The sequence below is a fragment of the Actinomycetospora callitridis genome, assembly GCF_028737265.1.
GTDB lineage: Bacteria > Actinomycetota > Actinomycetes > Mycobacteriales > Pseudonocardiaceae > Actinomycetospora > Actinomycetospora callitridis.
The window spans coordinates 38813-54210 of record NZ_JAQZAK010000015.1; the positions used below are offsets into that span (position 1 = coordinate 38813).

Below are 15398 nucleotides of genomic sequence, written 5' to 3' on the forward strand. Positions count from 1 at the left end.
CGCTCGGGGTCAAGCTCAGCGACCTCCGCGCCGCTCGACCTCCGTCGCCGACGGCCCGCGGGCCGCCGGCCCCAGACCCTCGATCAGCAGGCGAGAACACACCGTCCGAGTGCCGCTGCCGGGGCCTCTCGACCTGGTGATCTCCCGACCGAGCGCGCCCGCCGGGCCCCGCTGACACGAACGCGCCGTTCGCACGCATAGAAGCAGCGAACGGCGCGTTCGCTCCACCGACCCCGCCCGCCCGACCCAGGCGCACACACACCACAGCCCCGCTCCGGCGGACGGAGCGGGGCTGTGGGGGCGTCTGAGGGCCTGTGAGGGCCTGTGAGGGCCTCCGAGAGACCCGCGGGCGACCTAGTGCGCCGAGGGACCCGCGTGGTACTCGAACACGAGGCCGCAGATGGCGATGATGAGGGCGACGCCGGCGAGGACGATCAGCCACCACTGCCACAGCGCGATGCCGAAGCCCGTGAGGGCGGTGCCGCCCGCGACGGCGATGGGCCAGTAGCTCCCGGGGCTGAAGAAGCCCAGGTCGCCGGCGCCGTCGGACACCTCGGCCTCGGGGTTGTCCTCGGGCCGCTCCTCGAGCCGCCGGGCGACGAAGCGGAAGTACGTGCCGACGATGAGGGTCAGGCCGCCGGTCAGCGTCAGGGCGACGATGCCGACCTCCTCGCCCGAGAGGATGCCGTACACGATCGCGCAGACGAAGCAGAAGACCGTGAGGATCTCGAAGATGCGGGATTCGACCTTCACCGGGTCCTCGCTCTCGACAGGGTGGGGCGGGCGGTCACTTGAACGCCTGCCGGGCGGTCGGGTCCGGGTTGGCGGGCTGCGTGGTGATCGACTCGGGGTTGCAGAGCTCGCCGCAGTTCATCGCCGCGAGGGCGGCGTTGGTGGTGAAGCCCTGCCCCGTCTGCGGGTCGATCCGCTGGCGGATCTGGAGGAACTGCTCGAACTGCGCCGGCGGCAGCGCCCGGACCTCGAAGTTCATCATCGAGTGGTAGGCGCCGCAGAACTCCGCGCAGCGGCCGACGAAGGCACCGGGACGCTCGATCCGGTCGATGACCCAGGTGTTCTTCTGGTCGTTCTCCTCCGGGTACGGCATGACGTCGCGCTTGAAGAGGAACTCCGGCACCCAGAAGGAGTGGATGACGTCCTTCGACTCCTGGGTGAACGCGATCGGCCGGTCGACGGGCAGCACCAGGATCGGCACGGAGGTCGTGGTGCCGACGACGGAGGCCGGGAGCCCGTTGGGCGCGATGGTCTGCGGATAGCCGAACTCCCAGTTCCACTGGAACCCGGTGATCGTCACCTGCAGTTCGTTGCCCTCCGCATCGCGGTCGACGACGTTCTGCACGACGACGGTGAAGTAGAAGAGCACCGCGACGATCACCAGCGGCACGACCGTGAGCACGAGCTCGAGCGGCAGGTTGTACTGGAACTGGCGCGGGAGGTCGGACGCGCCGGCGCGCTTGCGGTGGAAGGCGACGGTCCAGGCCGTGAGACCCCACACGATGACGCCGACGACCAGGGCGGCGACCGCGGCCCAGGTCCAGAGCGTGCGCATCTGCGTGGCCTCGGGCGTGACGCCGACCGGCCAGCCGAAGCGGAGGACCTCGTCCACCGAGCACCCGGAGGTGGTCACCGCCACGACGACGGCGGCCGCAGTCAGTCCCAGCACCCGGCGTGCGCGCCCGGTGCGGGCCCGGGGCGGCGTCCCATCTCGGCGCACTGCTGCTGCCTTCCTCCTCGCACGGTGCACGCCGTCCGACCAGGGGCCGAGGACGGCTCCGGAGGGTGCGGCGAGCGGCCCGGCGACCCGGGCCCCGACGTCGGAGCGGAGACTATCCGAGCGAGCCACTACGCGCTGTCGGAGGGGCGCGCGGGGTGTCACGGAGCGGCACATCGCGGTCGTCATACTGAGCGCATCCCGCCCGTCGGGGCGGTGGCGTGGCCCCGGAACCGGAGGTGTCAGCGGACGCGTGTGCGGCCTGATGGGATTGATCACGCCCGGCGGTGAGGGCGCGGCGCGTGCCGACGCGGTGCGGGCGAGCCTCGAGTGCATGCGCCACCGCGGGCCGGACGAGTCCGGCGTGTGGCACGACGACGACGTGGCGCTGGGGTTCAACCGGCTCTCGATCATCGACGTCGAGGGCTCGCACCAGCCGCTGACCTACGCGAGCGATCGCTACCGCATCGTCTTCAACGGCGAGATCTACAACTACCTCGAGCTGCGCGAGGAGCTGGCGCGCGACCACGGCGCACGGTTCGTCACCGACGGGGACACCGAGGCCATCGTCGCGGCCTACGACGTCTGGGGTCCCGACGCGGTCCGCCGCCTGCGCGGCATGTTCGCGTTCCTGATCTGGGACACCCACGAGCGCGTGCTCTTCGGCGCCCGTGACCCGTTCGGCATCAAGCCCCTCTTCGTCTCCGCCGGCCCGCACGGCGTGGCCTTCGCCAGCGAGAAGAAGAGCCTGCTCGACCTGGCGAAGGGCCTCGGCGAGCCGACCACCGCGCCCGACCCGACCGCGCTGCAGCACTACCTGCAGCTGCAGTACGTGCCGGAGCCGCTCTCGCTGCACCGCTCGATCCGCCGCGTCGAGTCGGGGACGAGCTTCACCGTCTCCCCCGGCGAGCCGATGGCGACGGAGCGCTACTTCGTCCCGACCTTCGACGAGAAGCCGGTCGACGACGAGGCCCGCGTGCACGCCGAGATCACCGAGGTCCTGCGCGACTCGGTGGCCAAGCACATGCGCGCCGACGTCACCGTGGGCGCGTTCCTCTCCGGGGGCATCGACTCCACGGTCATCGCCGCGCTCGCCAAGGAGCACAACCCGGACCTCATCACCTTCACCACGGGCTTCGAGCGCGACGGCTACTCCGAGGTCGACGTCGCCCACGAGTCGGCCGAAGCGATCGGCGTGCGCCACGTCGTCCGCACCGTCACCGCCCAGGAGATGATGGACGCGCTGCCGCTCATCGTCTGGTACCTCGACGACCCGGTGGCCGACCCCGCGCTGGTCCCCCTGTGGTTCGTGGCCCGCGAAGCCCGCAAGCACGTGAAGGTCGTGCTCTCCGGCGAGGGCGCCGACGAGCTGTTCGGCGGCTACACGATCTACAAGGAGCCGCTCTCGCTCGCGCCGTTCGAGAAGCTGCCCGGGGCGGTGCGCAAGCTCGCCGGGTCGCTGTCGGCGAAGCTGCCCGACGGCATGCGCGGCAAGGACCTCCTGCGCCGCGGCGCGCTCCCCCTCGAGGAGCGCTACTACGGCAACGCGCGCATCTTCCGCAACGACCAGCTCGCCGCGGTCCTGCGCGGGCACGACCCCGAGCTCTCGCACGTCGACATCACCGCCCCGCTCTACGCCGACTCGGGCTCCTGGGACCCGGTGGCGCGGATGCAGCACGTCGACCTCTTCACCTGGCTGCGCGGCGACATCCTCGTCAAGGCCGACAAGATGACGATGGCCAACTCCCTCGAGCTGCGCGTGCCGTTCCTCGACAAGGAGGTCTTCGAGGTCGCGTCGCACCTGCCGACCGACCAGAAGGTCGCCCACGGCACCACGAAGTACGCGCTGCGCCGGGCGATCGAGGGCATCGTGCCGCCCCACGTGCTGAACCGCCGCAAGCTCGGGTTCCCGGTGCCGATCCGCCACTGGCTCGCCCACGACATGCTCGAGTGGGCCCGGGAGATCGTCCGCGACTCCCAGACCGACGCGATCCTCGACAAGGCCGCCGTGCTGCGCCTCATCGACGACCACCGCGCCGGCCCCGTCGACCACTCGCGGCGGATCTGGACGATCCTGGTGTTCATGCTCTGGCACGGCATCTTCGTCGAGGAGCGCATCCGCCCCGCGATCCCGGAGCCGAACTACCCGGTGTATGCGTGAACGTGCCGGACGTAACGGTGCGGTCCCTCTGATGGCGGCTTTCACCTAGGGTCGAACGTTGGTCCGAAGGACGTACCGCCAGCGAGAGGCATCCATGGACGTACTGGGAATCGGCAACGCGATCGTCGACGTGTTGTTCCGCAGCGACGACGACACCATCCGCGGGCACGACCTGCCCAAGGGCGGGATGACGCTCATCGACGAGGCCCAGGCCGAGAAGCTGTACGCCGAGGCGGGCGACACCACCGAGCGCTCCGGCGGCAGCGTCGCGAACACCATCGCCATCGCGGCCGCGCTCGGCGGGGACACGGGTTACGTCGGCAAGGTGTCGGACGACCGCCTCGGCGGCTCGTTCACCGACTCGATCCGCTCGCACGGTGTCGCGTTCACGACGCCGGCGCTGTCCGGGAGCCCGGCGACCGCTCGGTGCCTGATCATGGTGACGCCCGACGGCGAGCGCACGATGTCGACGTTCCTCGGTGCCTGCACGGCGCTGGGGCCCGACGACATCGAGCAGGACGAGGTCGCCGGCAGCAAGGTCAGCCTGATCGAGGGCTACCTCGCCGACACCGAGCACGCCCGCCGGACGATCGGCAAGATCGTCGACGCCGCGGCGAAGAGCGACGCGAAGGTCGGCCTGACGCTCTCGGACGCCGGCTGTGTCGACCGCCACCGCGAGTACTTCCGCGAGCTGTGCCGCGAGAACGTCGAGATCCTCATCGCCGACGAGGACGAGGTCGCGGCGCTCGTCGGGGACGACCCGATCGAGGGCCTGCTGCGCGACCAGGGCGGCAACTGCGAGGTCGTCGTCGTCACCCACGGCCCGAAGGGCTCGACGATCTACGGCCTCGGCGGCTCCCGCGAGGAGGTGGAGGCGCGCCCGGCCGACGAGCTCGTCGACACCACGGGTGCCGGCGACGCCTACGCGGGCGGCTTCCTCTACGGCTGGACCCGCGGGCTCGACGTCGGGGTGGCCGGCCGGATCGGCTCGGTCGCCGCCTCGCACGTCGTCGCCCAGTTGGGGGCGCAGCCCCCGGAGGACCTGCGGCAGAAGGTCGCCGCGGAGGTCCCCGACCTGTAGCACCCCGGACACACGACGGCCCCGGACCTCGATCGAGGTCCGGGGCCGGTGTGCGTTCTCAGACCGTGCTGTCGGATCAGTTGAAGCTGTCGCCGCAGGCGCAGGACCCGCCGGCGTTGGGGTTGTCGATCGTGAACCCCTGCTTCTCGATGGTGTCGACGAAGTCGATGACCGCACCCTGCAGGTACGGCGCGCTCATGCGGTCGACGGAGACGGTCAGCCCGTTGAAGTCGACGTTGAGGTCGCCGTCGAGGCTGCGGTCGTCGAAGAAGAGCTGGTACTTGAGACCCGCGCACCCGCCCGGCTGGACCGCGATGCGCAGCGACATGTCGTTGCGGCCCTCCTGGTCGAGCAGGGCCTTCGCCTTGCCGGCGGCGGAGTCGGTCAGCTCGACACCGTGCGCGGCCTCGGTGACCGCGGACGGCGCGGTCGGGTTCTCGACGGTCATGGTTCTCCCTTGAGCTCCCGGGACGGACGCTGTGCACTACCCGCTGCGCACAACCCGGTCGCGGTGCCGTGTGTTCCTTCGGGGCGCCACATGATCTCGAAGGCCCCGCGGCCGGTCTCCATCGTCGCACACGTCGGGCGTGTGCTCATGCGTGCGCGCGCTCACCCCGGCTACCCGGGAGGACGCGCCCCCCACCGCTTGGCGACGCCCTCGGCGAGATCGGCCAGCCGGGCGGCGGGCTCGGCGAGGGCGGCCTCGACGGAACCCGCGTCCGCGGCGACCGAGTAGACGCCCTCGAGCCCGGCCTCCAGGGCCTCCCCCGTGCTCATGTCCACCTGGCCGGCCAGCGCGATACACGGGACGCCCTGCTCACGGGCCCGCGCGGCCACCACCGAGACGAGCTTGCCGTGCAGCGACTGGGCGTCGAGGCGTCCCTCACCGGTGACCACGAGGTCGGCGCGGGCGAGGGCCTCGTCGAGGCCCGCGACCTCGCGGACCAGCTCCCCGCCGGCGACCCTGCGGGCCCCGAGCGCCGCGAGCGCCACGCCCAGCCCGCCGGCGGCGCCGGCCCCGGGGAGGTCGGCGAGGCCGTCGCCCAGCACCGCCGCCCACGCCGTCAGCGCCGCGTCGAGGGCGGCCACGGTGTCCTCGTCAGCACCCTTCTGGGGGCCGAACACCGCCGCGGCGCCCTCCGGGCCGGTCAGCACGTGGTCGACGTCGGCGGCCACGACGAGGTCGATGCCCTCGAACCGCGCCCGGACATCCGCGAGTCCGTCGAGGCGGGCGGCCCGCGCGAGGGCCCCGCCACCGTCGGGCAGGGCGTCCCCGTCGGCGTCCCGGGCCACCGCGCCGAGCGCGGCCAGCATCCCGGCCCCGCCGTCGGTGCAGGCGGAGCCGCCGAGCCCGACGACGATCGCGGACGGCCCGTGCCCGGCGGCTGCTGCCATGAGCTCGCCCACGCCCCGGCTCGTCGCCGACGCCGCGGTGCGCGGCGTGCGCTCGTCGACGAGGTGCAGCCCGCAGGCCGACGCCGACTCGACGTACGCGGTCCCGTCCAGCTCCAGCCACGTCGCCGAGGTCGGCGCCCCGAGCGGACCCGTGACCTCCACCTCGTGCCGGGTGCCGCCGCGCGCGGTGTGCAGGACCTCGACGAACCCGGTACCGCCGTCGGCCAGCGGGAGCAGGACGGCGGTGTCCTCCGGCTCGCTCCGGGCCCACCCCTCGGCCATCGCCGTGGCCGCCTCGGCCGCGGTCAGACTGCCGCCGAAGGAGTCAGGAGCGAGCAGCACACGCATACGGCGCACCGTAGGGGTCTCGCGGTCTGGGGAGGCCTGTCCGGGTGCCCTATTCTGGGAACGTGAACTTCTTGCGCCGTGGCACCTCGACCGGGACGGGCTCCGAGCCCGACGACGCCACGACCACCGAGGCCGACGACCGCGAGACGGTCGTCGTCGGCGAGCGCGGTGGACGCCAGACCACCGGCAAGGGACGCCCGACGCCGGCCCGTCGCGACGCGCAGGGCAAGCGGCGCGGACCGGTGGCGCCGGCCCCCAAGACCCAGCGCGAGGCCATGAAGCGCGCGCGGGCGCTGCGCGGCACCAAGGACGACCGCCGCAAGGCCTCCGCGGACCGCCGCAAGCGCATGATGGCCGGCGACGACTCGGTGCTGCTGCCCCGCGATCGCGGGCCCGCCCGCGCCTACGCGCGCGACCTCGTCGACGCCCGGCGCAACCTCATGGGCCTCTTCATGCCCCTGGCCGTCGTCATCTTCGTGACGGTGATCGTCCCGATCCCCCAGGTGCAGACCGCCGGCAGCCTGATCTGCCTGGTCATGCTCGTGATGATGGCGCTCGAGGGCGTCATGCTCGGCCGCTACGTCGTGACGCGGGTGCGCGCGAAGTTCCCGGACGAGCAGGTCGGCGGCCTGTCCTACGGCTGGTACGCGTTCACGCGCGCCACCCAGCTGCGCCGCCTGCGGATGCCCGCGCCCCGGGTGGCCCGCGGCACCGCGATCGCCTGAGGGCGACCCTGCGCACGCTGGTCCTCGGCGGGACGCGCTCGGGCAAGTCCGCGTACGCCGAGGGGATGCTCGACGCCGACGCGCCGGTGCTCTACGTCGCCACCGCCCGCGGTGTCGACCCGGCCGCCGACCCCGAGTGGGCCGACCGCGTCGCCGAGCACCGCGCCCGCCGGCCCGCCGGGTGGCGGACGGTGGAGGACGCCGACCTCCCGGCGATACTCGACGCGCACCCCGGCGAACCCGTGCTCGTCGACGACCTCGCCACCTGGGTGACGGGGCTGCTCGACGACGCCGGCTGGGAGCGCGACGCGCCGTCGGTCGACGCGGCACGCGCGTCGCTGACGGCGGCGGTCGGACGCTTCGCCGGGACGCTGGTGCTCGTGTCGGCCGAGGTCGGGCTGGGCGTCGTGCCCTCGACGAGCGCCGGACGCCGCTTCCGGGACGAGCTCGGCGCGGTGAACCAGGCGCTCGCGGCGGTGTGCGACGAGGTGTGGCTGCTCGTGGCCGGGGTGCCCCTGCGTCTGCGCTGACCGGCTACGGTCGCGCCGAAATCGTCGTGTCGAGGAGGAGGAACCGCGTGCACCCGGTCGCCAGCTCGGCCCCGGCGGGTGTCGCGCCCCCCGACGAGACCGCCCGCGAGGAGGCCCGCGCGGCGCTGCCCGGCGGGAGCTACGGGCGCCTCGAGGAGCTCGCCGCGTGGCTCGCCGCCTGCCAGGGGCGGGCGCCGGCCCGGGCGCCGCGGCGGGTGCGGGCGGTGCTGTTCGCCGCCGACCACGGGATCGCCGCCGCCGGTGTCTCCGCCCACGCGCCCGGCGAGACCGTGGCGCGGGTGGCCGCCGCGCGCGACGGCTCGGGCGCGGTGGCCCGGTTCGCCGAGGCCGCGGGCGCCGGGCTGCGGGTCGTCGACGTCGGGCTGGCCACGCCGGTGCCCGGGGACGCGCGCGACGACCGCGCCGTGGTGCGCGGCGGCGGTCGCCTCGACCTCGAGGACGTGCTGACCGCCGACCAGGCCGCGGCCGCGCTGCGCGCCGGGCGCGAGGTGGCCGACGAGGAGGTCGACGAGGGCGCCGACCTGCTCGTCGCCGGTGAGCTGGCCGTCGGCGTCAGCACCCCCGTCGCCGTGCTCGCGGCCGCGATGACCGGGCGCGAGCCCGTGGCCGTCGTGGGGCGTGGCAGCGGGATCGACGACCGCGCGTGGATGGTCAAGGCCGCGGCGGTCCGCGACGGGCTGCGGCGCGCCCGGGCGGTGGGCCGCGATCCCCAGGGCCTGCTGCGGGTCGCCGGCGGCGCCGACCTGGCCGCGCTCGTCGGGTTCCTCTCCCAGGCCGCCCGTCGCCGGACCCCGGTGCTGCTCGACGGCGCGGCGACGGCCGTGGCCGCGCTGCTCGCCGACACCGAGGTCCCGGGCGCGCGCGCCTGGTGGACGGCGGGCACACGGTGCACCGAGCCCGCGCAGGCCTTCGCGCTCGACGTCCTGGGACTCGAGCCGCTGCTGGACCTGTCGATGCGCGCCGGTCAGGGCACCGGGGCGCTGACCGCGGTCGGGCTCGTGCGCGCCGCGGTGTGCGTCGGCTGAGGTGCCCGGCCCCTTCCGCGGCGGGGTGACGCTGGCCGTCGCGATGTTCACGGTCGTGCCCCTGCACGCGCGGCGGATCGACCGGCCCGCCGCCGCCGTGGCGCTCGCGGTGGTCCCGGTCGTGGGCGTGGTGCTCGGCGCCCTGCTGGGCGCCGGCGCCGCGGGCCTGGTCGCCGGCGGGGCGCCGGGGCTGCTCGCGGGGCTCGTGGTCGTCGGTCTCGGGGCGGCGGCGACCCGCGGGCTGCACCTCGATGGCCTCGCGGACCTCGCCGACGGGCTCGGCAGCCACGGCGACGCGGCGCGCACGCTGGCGGTGATGCGGGACCCGGGCACCGGCGCGTTCGCGGTCATCTGGCTGGTCGTGGTGCTCGGGATCCAGGCCACGGCGTTCGGGGCGCTGGCGGAGCGGGGCGTGGTGGCCGCGGTCGTCGGGGGCGCGCTGGCCCTGGGGCTGGGGCGCGCCGCGTTCGCCTGGGTGGCGCGGCGGGGCGTGCCCGCGGCGTCCCCGGACGGGCTCGGTGCCCTGGTCGCCGGGACCCAGCCGGCGTGGCGGGCGGCGGTGTGGGCGGTGGTGCTCGCCGGCGCCGCGTTCCCGGTGCTGGGGCTCCGCGCGGTGGTCGCGGCCCTGCTGGCGGCGGTGGTCGTCGTCCTCGTCGCGGCTCACGCCCGCCGGCGCCTCGGGGGCGTGTCGGGCGACGTGTTCGGCGCCTGCGCCGAGCTCGCCGCCACCGTCGCCCTCGCGGTGCTCGCCGTCGCCTGACGCAACGAACGCGCCGTTCGCTGCTTCTAGGCACGCAAAGTCCCCGTTGATCGCCCAGCGGCGTCGCGCCGAGAAGGCGTCGCCTGGAGCGAACGGCCCGTTCGTACGCATAGAAGCAGCGAACGACCCGTTCGCTCCACCAGGCGAACGGCGCGCGTCAGCGCAGGCGCGTCATCCAGCCCCGGGTGTCCGGGGCCGCGCCGCGCTGGATGGCGGTGAGGCGCTCGCGCAGGCGCTGGGTCATCGCGCCCGGCTTGCCGTCGGCGATGTCGTACTCGCCGCCCTCGTACTTCACGGTGCCGACCGGGGTGATGACCGCGGCGGTGCCGCAGGCGAACACCTCGGTGAGGCGCCCGGCGGCGTTCTCCTTCTCCATCTCGTCGGTGGAGATCCGGCGCTCGCTGACCGTCGCGCCCTCCTCCTCGGCGAGCTCGAGCAGCGAGCGGCGGGTGACGCCGGGCAGCAGCGAGCCGGAGAGCTCGGGGGTGACGACCTCGACGTTGCCCGAGGGGTCGGTGAACACGAAGAAGAGGTTCATGCCCCCCATCTCCTCGATCCACCGGTGCTCGAGGGCGTCGAGCCAGACCACCTGGTCGCACCCCTGCGCCGACGCCTGGGCCTGCGCGGCGAGCGAGGCCGCGTAGTTGCCGCCGCACTTGGCCTCGCCGGTGCCGCCGGGCACGGCGCGGACGTAGTCGGTGGACAGCCAGACGGTCACCGGGGCCAGGCCGCGCGGGAAGTACGCGCCGGCCGGGGACGCGATGAGCATGTAGAGGTACTCCTCGCTCGGGCGCACGCCGAGCCCCGACGAGGAGCCGATCATGAAGGGCCGCAGGTAGAGCGAGTCCTCCCCGCCCGCGGCCGGCACCCAGCGCTCGTCGACGGCGAGCAGCTCCTCCAGCGAGCCGAGGAACAGTTCCTCGGGCAGCGGGGGCATCGCCAGGCGCTCGGCCGAGCGGGCCATGCGCTCCGCGTTCGCCGTCGGGCGGAACGCGTGGATCGAGTCGTCGGCCCAGCGGTAGGCCTTGAGCCCCTCGAAGATCGTCTGGCTGTAGTGGAGCACGACCGCGGCCGGGTCCATCGACAGTGCCTGGTACGGCCCGACGGTCGCGTCGTGCCATCCGCGCGCGGCGTCCCAGGAGATCGTCACCATGTGGTCGGTGAAGAACTTCCCGAACCCGGGTGCGGCGAGTACCTCCGCCACACGCTCCGCGGTCGCCGGGGCGGGGTGCGGGGTGTGGGCGAAGGCCGTACTCATGGTTCCAGCCTAGTCCGACGGGGCAAGACCGATCGCCGCCCGCGTCACCAGGCCGGCGACCCGTCCGTCGCGCACCAGCCAGGCCGCGTCGGCCCCGTCCAGACGGGTGCGCGCGTCCTCGACCCCCTCCCCCGCGCCGAGGCTCGGCGGCTCCGGGCGGACGTGGTGGCGCACCGGGTCGCCGTCGGGCAGACCGTCCAGATCCGCCGCCCTCACGGCGCCGAGGATCTCCGACGGGGCCGCCGCGCCGTCGGGCCGGTCGTGGGTCACGGGGGCGGGGCCGGGCGTCCCGGCGAGCGCCGCCCGGGCCCGCCCCACCGTCCAGGACGCGCGCACGACCGGCACCGCGACGACCGGCAGGTCGCCCACCAGCGGCCCCGGGACGTCCGCGTCCGGCTCGTCGAGGAAGCCGAGCCGTCGCAGCCAGCCGTCGTCGAAGTACTTCGAGAGGTAGGCCCGCCCGGAGTCGGGGGCGATCGCGACGACCACGTCGTCGGGACCCAGGTCGCGGGCCGCGACCAGCGCCCCCGCCACGGCCGTCGCCGACGAGCCCCCGAGAAGCAGGCCCTCCTCGCGGGCCAGGCGGCGGGCGGTGTGCATCGTCGTGCGGTCGTCGACGCGCACGATCTCGTCGGCCACCGACCGGTCCCAGTTGGCGGGCCAGGGGTCGTCGACGGTGTCGGGGTGGCGGTAGTGGCCGATCGCCTCGACGTAGTACGGGCTGCCGTCCCCGCCGCCGTAGGCCGAGGTCACGGGGTCGACGCCGACGACGCGCACCGGACCCCGCTCCTTGAGCGCCGCGCCGGTGCCCGACAGCGTGCCGCCGGTGCCGATGCCCGCGACGAAGCAGGTCACGCGGCCGCCGGTCTGCTCCCAGATCTCGGGCGCGGTGGTGTCGTGGTGGGCCCGGGGGTTGGCGGGGTTGCCGTACTGGTCGGCGAGCCAGCCGCCGGGCGTCTCCTGGGCGATCCGCGCCGCGAGGTTGATGACGTGGCGCGGGTCGTCGCGGCGCAGTCCTCCCGGCGTCAGCACCACATCGGCGCCGTAGGCGCGCAGCGCGGCGATCTTCTCGGCGGCCGTGGTGTCGGGGACGACGATGAGCGTGCGGTAGCCGAGGAAACCGCCGACCAGCGCCAGGCCGATCCCGGTGTTGCCCGAGGTGCCCTCGACGATCACCCCGCCCGGGCCCAGCGCCCCGGAGCGCTCGGCGGCGCGGACCATCCACAGCGCCGCGCGGTCCTTGACGCTCCCGCCGGCGTTCTGCCACTCCGCCTTGACGTAGATCGTCGGCGCCAGGCCCTCGGTCACCCGCCGCAGGCGGATGAGCGGGGTGGCGCCGATGGCGTCGAGCACCGATTCGTGGACGCTCCCGGGCACGCCCCGTGTGTACACGCAAAGATGGCCCCGTGACGTTCCCGGGCTTCGGCGAGGCGGTCGTCGACTTCTACGAGGGCCTCGAGGCCGACAACTCCAAGGCCTACTGGACCGACAACAAGGCGCTCTACGACGACCACGTCCGCGCGCCGATGGTCGCGATGCTCGCCGACCTCGAGCCCGAGTTCGGCCCGGGCAAGGTCTTCCGCCCCTACCGCGACGTGCGCTTCGCCGCCGACAAGACCCCCTACAAGGTCCAGTGCGGCGCGACCGTCGGCGGGCGCTACGTCCAGGTCTCGGCCGACGGGATCATGGTGGCCGTCGGCTACTACCGGATGACCTCCGCGCAGGTCGCGCGCTTCCGTGCCGCGATCGACGACGACCGCCACGGGCCGGAGCTCGAGAAGATCGTCGACGACCTGCGCGCCGACGGGTTCACCGTCGACGGCGAGCAGCTGAAGTCCCGCCCGCGCGGCGTCGACCCCGAGCACCCCCGCCTGGAGCTGCTGCGCCACAAGAGCCTGTTCGTCCGGCGCTCGTGGCCGCCGTCCGACGAGCTGCACACGCCCGCCGTGCGCGAGCGGGTGGCCGAGACCTGGCGGCGTCTCGAGCCCCTCGGACGCTGGCTCGACGAGCACGTCGGCGTCGACCTCGACGACACCGCCGACCGCCCGGGCCGCCGCCGCTGACCCTCACGGCCACCACGCGTTCCGCCGCCTACCGTCGGCCCATCGTGGGGACGACGACGCGTGCCGCCCTCTGGGCGAGCGCGCTCCTGGCGCTGGCGCTGCTCGGCGGCCTCCTCTGGTGGACCGCCGCCGAGCGAGGGCTGACCGCCCGTGACCTGTGGGAGACCGTGGACCCGCCGCCGGAGTCGTGCGTCGAGCAGGACCCGACCACGTCGGGCTGCCTCACACCGACCGCCCTGCGCCTGCACGACGCCGCCGTCGCCCGGTTCGGCGCGCCGGGTGCGGACGCCCCGATCCGCTCGGTCACCTGCTGGTCAGAGCACACGTGGAACCCGTCGAGCGACCACCCCGAGGGGCGCGCCTGCGACTTCTTCCCCGGCCGCTACGGCGAGTTCCCGGAGGGCGACGACCTCGCCGCCGGCTGGGCCGTGGCGCACTGGCTGCGCGAGAACGCCGGGGAGCTCGACGTCCGGTACGTCATCTGGCAGGGCCGCATCTGGGCCGCCGGGAGCTCCGATGCCGGCGACGGCTGGGGCCGGCCCTACACCGGCGGTGGCGTGTACGACCCCGAGGACGCCACGGGCGGGCACTTCGACCACGTGCACGTCAGCGTGCGCGACGGGTCCCGGTGGTGAGCCGCCGTGAGCGAAGTTCCCGGCTATGGCCGGGAACTCCGCTCACGTGGGGATCGGGTCGTGGGGCCAGTCGCGGAGGTTCACCTGGTCGCACGTGAGGGCGAAGGCGTCGATCTCCTCCGTGCTCGCGCCGCGGGTGAACAGCTCGACGAGGCCCCGGAAGTACTCCTCGCGCGGCGCCCCGGGCACGAAGAGGATGAGGAAGCGGGCCGTCTCCTCGCCCACGGCGTGGAACCCGTGCACACCGTTGACCGGGACGTGGGCGAAGTCGCCGTGCTCGAGCACCTGCCACTTCTGCCCGCTCATCACCGCGAGCCGGCCCGAGATCACCCAGAACGACTCGGAGAACCCCTGGTGGTAGTGCGGGATCGCACCCCAGCGGCCCGGGACGGCGGCGTTCTCGAACAGGCCGAAGCCGCCGCCGACGACGTCGCTCGGCGCGGTGAACAGGGCGGGGCCGGCCTGCTCGGCCTCGGCGCGGAAGCGGTAGACGCCCGGCGCGGACTCCGGGATCTCGGTCGGGAAGCTCACCCGATCATCCTCACCGCACGTGCGAGGGGACGAAAGGCGGGCTGACGACCTCGCACTCGAGCGACCGGCCGCGGACGTCGACGGTCAGCGTCTCGCCCTCCTCGACGCCCGCCGCGGTGTCGAGCAGCGCGAGCGCGATCCCCGTCTTCAACGTCGGCGAGAACGTGCCGGACGTGGTCTCGCCGATGGGGACGTCGCCCTGCACCACGGCCATGTGCCCGCGCGGCACGCCGCGACCGGTGGCGCGCAGCCCCCAGGAGCGGCGCCGCGGACCCGCCTCGCGCTCGGCGAGCAGCGCCTCGCGGCCCCAGAACTCGTCCTTCTTCCAGCCGACGGCGAACCCGCACCGCGCCTGCAGCGGCGTGATGTCGGGGCCGAGGTCCTGGCCGTGCAGCGGCAGGCCCGCCTCGGTGCGCAGGGTGTCGCGGGCGCCGAGCCCGGCGGGAAGCCCGCCCTTCTCGGCCACCACGGCGGCCAGCGCGTCCCACAGCTCCCCGGCACCGTCCGACGGCGCGATGAGCTCGTAGCCCCGCTCGCCGGTGTAGCCCGTGCGGCAGACGCGCACCGGGCGCCCGGCCCACTCCGCGTCGACGAAGGCCATGTAGTCCAGCGGCTCGGGATCGGTCAGCAGGCCGACCTCGGCGAGCACCTCGGGCGACGCGGGCCCCTGCACCGCGAGCACCACGTGGTCGTCGTGCTCGTCGGCCACGGTGATCCCGGACGGGGCGACCTCGGCGAGGCGCCGTCCGACGCCCGCGGAGTTCGCGGCGTTCGGGACGGCGAAGACCTCGTCGGGGCCGACGAGGTAGAGGATCAGGTCGTCGACGACGCCGCCGTTCTCGCTGCAGCACAGCGTGTACTGCGCCTTGCCCGGCACGATCCGCGACAGGTCGTTCGTCAGGCAGCGGTCGACGAACGCCGCGGCGCCGGGGCCGCTGATGCGGACCTTGCCCAGGTGGCTGACGTCGAACAGGCCGACGGCCTCGCGGGTGGCGGTGTGCTCGGCCACCGTGCCCGAATACTGGACGGGCATCTCCCAGCCGCCGAACGGCGCGAACGACGCCCCGAGGGCGACGTGGTGATCGTGCAGCGGGCTACGACGTGAGTCGGGCACGGTCTCGGACACCCGCGGCACG

Annotated in this window: 16 protein-coding genes; 8 read left to right on the top strand and 8 right to left on the bottom strand. The window is 74.3% G+C overall.

The window, feature by feature from the left end:
- Nucleotides 1–354: 354 nt before the first annotated feature.
- A complete protein-coding gene (locus tag PH191_RS28715; protein ID WP_274190219.1) occupies nt 355–753 on the bottom strand; it encodes a cytochrome c oxidase subunit 4 in 399 nt (132 codons plus the stop codon).
- Between the two features lie 34 nt (nt 754–787).
- Nucleotides 788–1678, bottom strand: a complete 891-nt coding sequence (gene ctaC, locus PH191_RS28720; protein WP_274198079.1) for an aa3-type cytochrome oxidase subunit II — start codon at nt 1676–1678, stop codon at nt 788–790.
- Nucleotides 1679–1982: 304 nt separating this feature from the next.
- Between ctaC and asnB the strand changes: the two genes are divergently transcribed.
- Together asnB and PH191_RS28730 are read left to right on the top strand one after the other, a co-directional pair.
- Nucleotides 1983–3890, top strand: coding sequence for an asparagine synthase (glutamine-hydrolyzing) (asnB, locus tag PH191_RS28725; RefSeq protein WP_274198048.1), 1908 nt, complete (start codon nt 1983–1985; stop codon nt 3888–3890).
- A 94-nt stretch (nt 3891–3984) separates the two neighbouring features.
- Nucleotides 3985–4971, top strand: coding sequence for an adenosine kinase (locus PH191_RS28730; RefSeq protein ID WP_274198049.1), 987 nt, complete (start codon nt 3985–3987; stop codon nt 4969–4971).
- A gap of 76 nt (nt 4972–5047) precedes the next feature.
- Here PH191_RS28730 and PH191_RS28735 read toward each other — a convergent pair whose 3' ends face one another.
- Together PH191_RS28735 and PH191_RS28740 are read right to left on the bottom strand one after the other, a co-directional pair.
- Entirely contained in the window at nt 5048–5419 is a 372-nt protein-coding gene (locus PH191_RS28735) for a HesB/IscA family protein (RefSeq protein WP_274190223.1), read from the bottom strand.
- A 170-nt stretch (nt 5420–5589) separates the two neighbouring features.
- Nucleotides 5590–6714, bottom strand: coding sequence for a glycerate kinase family protein (locus PH191_RS28740; protein ID WP_274198050.1), 1125 nt, complete (start codon nt 6712–6714; stop codon nt 5590–5592).
- A gap of 62 nt (nt 6715–6776) precedes the next feature.
- On the opposite strand from PH191_RS28740, the gene PH191_RS28745 reads away from it, so the two are divergent.
- The 4 genes from PH191_RS28745 to PH191_RS28760 are packed head-to-tail and all read left to right on the top strand — an operon-like array spanning nt 6777 to nt 9775.
- A complete protein-coding gene (locus PH191_RS28745) occupies nt 6777–7439 on the top strand; it encodes a DUF3043 domain-containing protein (protein WP_274198051.1) in 663 nt (220 codons plus the stop codon).
- 8 nt (nt 7440–7447) lie between these two features.
- A complete protein-coding gene (cobU, locus tag PH191_RS28750; protein WP_274198080.1) occupies nt 7448–7969 on the top strand; it encodes a bifunctional adenosylcobinamide kinase/adenosylcobinamide-phosphate guanylyltransferase in 522 nt (173 codons plus the stop codon).
- Between the two features lie 47 nt (nt 7970–8016).
- Nucleotides 8017–9015, top strand: a complete 999-nt coding sequence (locus tag PH191_RS28755; RefSeq protein WP_274198052.1) for a nicotinate-nucleotide--dimethylbenzimidazole phosphoribosyltransferase — start codon at nt 8017–8019, stop codon at nt 9013–9015.
- A gap of 1 nt (nt 9016) precedes the next feature.
- The gene (locus PH191_RS28760) at nt 9017–9775 is read left to right on the top strand and encodes an adenosylcobinamide-GDP ribazoletransferase (RefSeq protein ID WP_274198053.1); all 759 of its coding nucleotides are present in this window, start codon (nt 9017–9019) and stop codon (nt 9773–9775) included.
- A 157-nt stretch (nt 9776–9932) separates the two neighbouring features.
- On the opposite strand, the gene PH191_RS28765 is transcribed toward PH191_RS28760, so the two are convergent.
- Both PH191_RS28765 and PH191_RS28770 read right to left on the bottom strand, forming a co-directional pair.
- Entirely contained in the window at nt 9933–11033 is a 1101-nt protein-coding gene (locus PH191_RS28765; protein WP_274198054.1) for a branched-chain amino acid aminotransferase, read from the bottom strand.
- 9 nt (nt 11034–11042) lie between these two features.
- Complete coding sequence (locus PH191_RS28770; RefSeq protein WP_274198055.1) at nt 11043–12410, bottom strand: PLP-dependent cysteine synthase family protein; 1368 nt, start codon at nt 12408–12410, stop codon at nt 11043–11045.
- Between the two features lie 29 nt (nt 12411–12439).
- Between PH191_RS28770 and PH191_RS28775 the strand changes: the two genes are divergently transcribed.
- Together PH191_RS28775 and PH191_RS28780 are read left to right on the top strand one after the other, a co-directional pair.
- Nucleotides 12440–13096, top strand: coding sequence for a DUF2461 domain-containing protein (locus tag PH191_RS28775; RefSeq protein WP_274198056.1), 657 nt, complete (start codon nt 12440–12442; stop codon nt 13094–13096).
- A gap of 44 nt (nt 13097–13140) precedes the next feature.
- On the top strand, nt 13141–13731 hold the full coding sequence (locus PH191_RS28780) for a VldE C-terminal domain-containing protein (RefSeq protein WP_274198057.1): 591 nt from the start codon (nt 13141–13143) through the stop codon (nt 13729–13731).
- A 42-nt stretch (nt 13732–13773) separates the two neighbouring features.
- Here PH191_RS28780 and PH191_RS28785 read toward each other — a convergent pair whose 3' ends face one another.
- Nucleotides 13774–14262, bottom strand: a complete 489-nt coding sequence (locus PH191_RS28785) for a cupin domain-containing protein (protein ID WP_274198058.1) — start codon at nt 14260–14262, stop codon at nt 13774–13776.
- A 10-nt stretch (nt 14263–14272) separates the two neighbouring features.
- The gene (gcvT, locus tag PH191_RS28790; RefSeq protein WP_274198059.1) at nt 14273–15388 is read right to left on the bottom strand and encodes a glycine cleavage system aminomethyltransferase GcvT; all 1116 of its coding nucleotides are present in this window, start codon (nt 15386–15388) and stop codon (nt 14273–14275) included.
- Between the last annotated feature and the right edge of the window lie 10 nt (nt 15389–15398).

Bases quoted from the DNA above. Each gene is read 5' to 3' on its own strand.
- PH191_RS28740 (WP_274198050.1), bottom strand. From the start codon at position 6,714: ATGCGTGTGCTGCTCGCTCCTGACTCCTTCGGCGGCAGTCTGACCGCG.
- PH191_RS28765 (WP_274198054.1), bottom strand. From the start codon at position 11,033: ATGAGTACGGCCTTCGCCCACACCCCGCACCCCGCCCCGGCGACCGCG.
- PH191_RS28735 (WP_274190223.1), bottom strand. From the start codon at position 5,419: ATGACCGTCGAGAACCCGACCGCGCCGTCCGCGGTCACCGAGGCCGCG.
- PH191_RS28730 (WP_274198049.1), top strand. From the start codon at position 3,985: ATGGACGTACTGGGAATCGGCAACGCGATCGTCGACGTGTTGTTCCGC.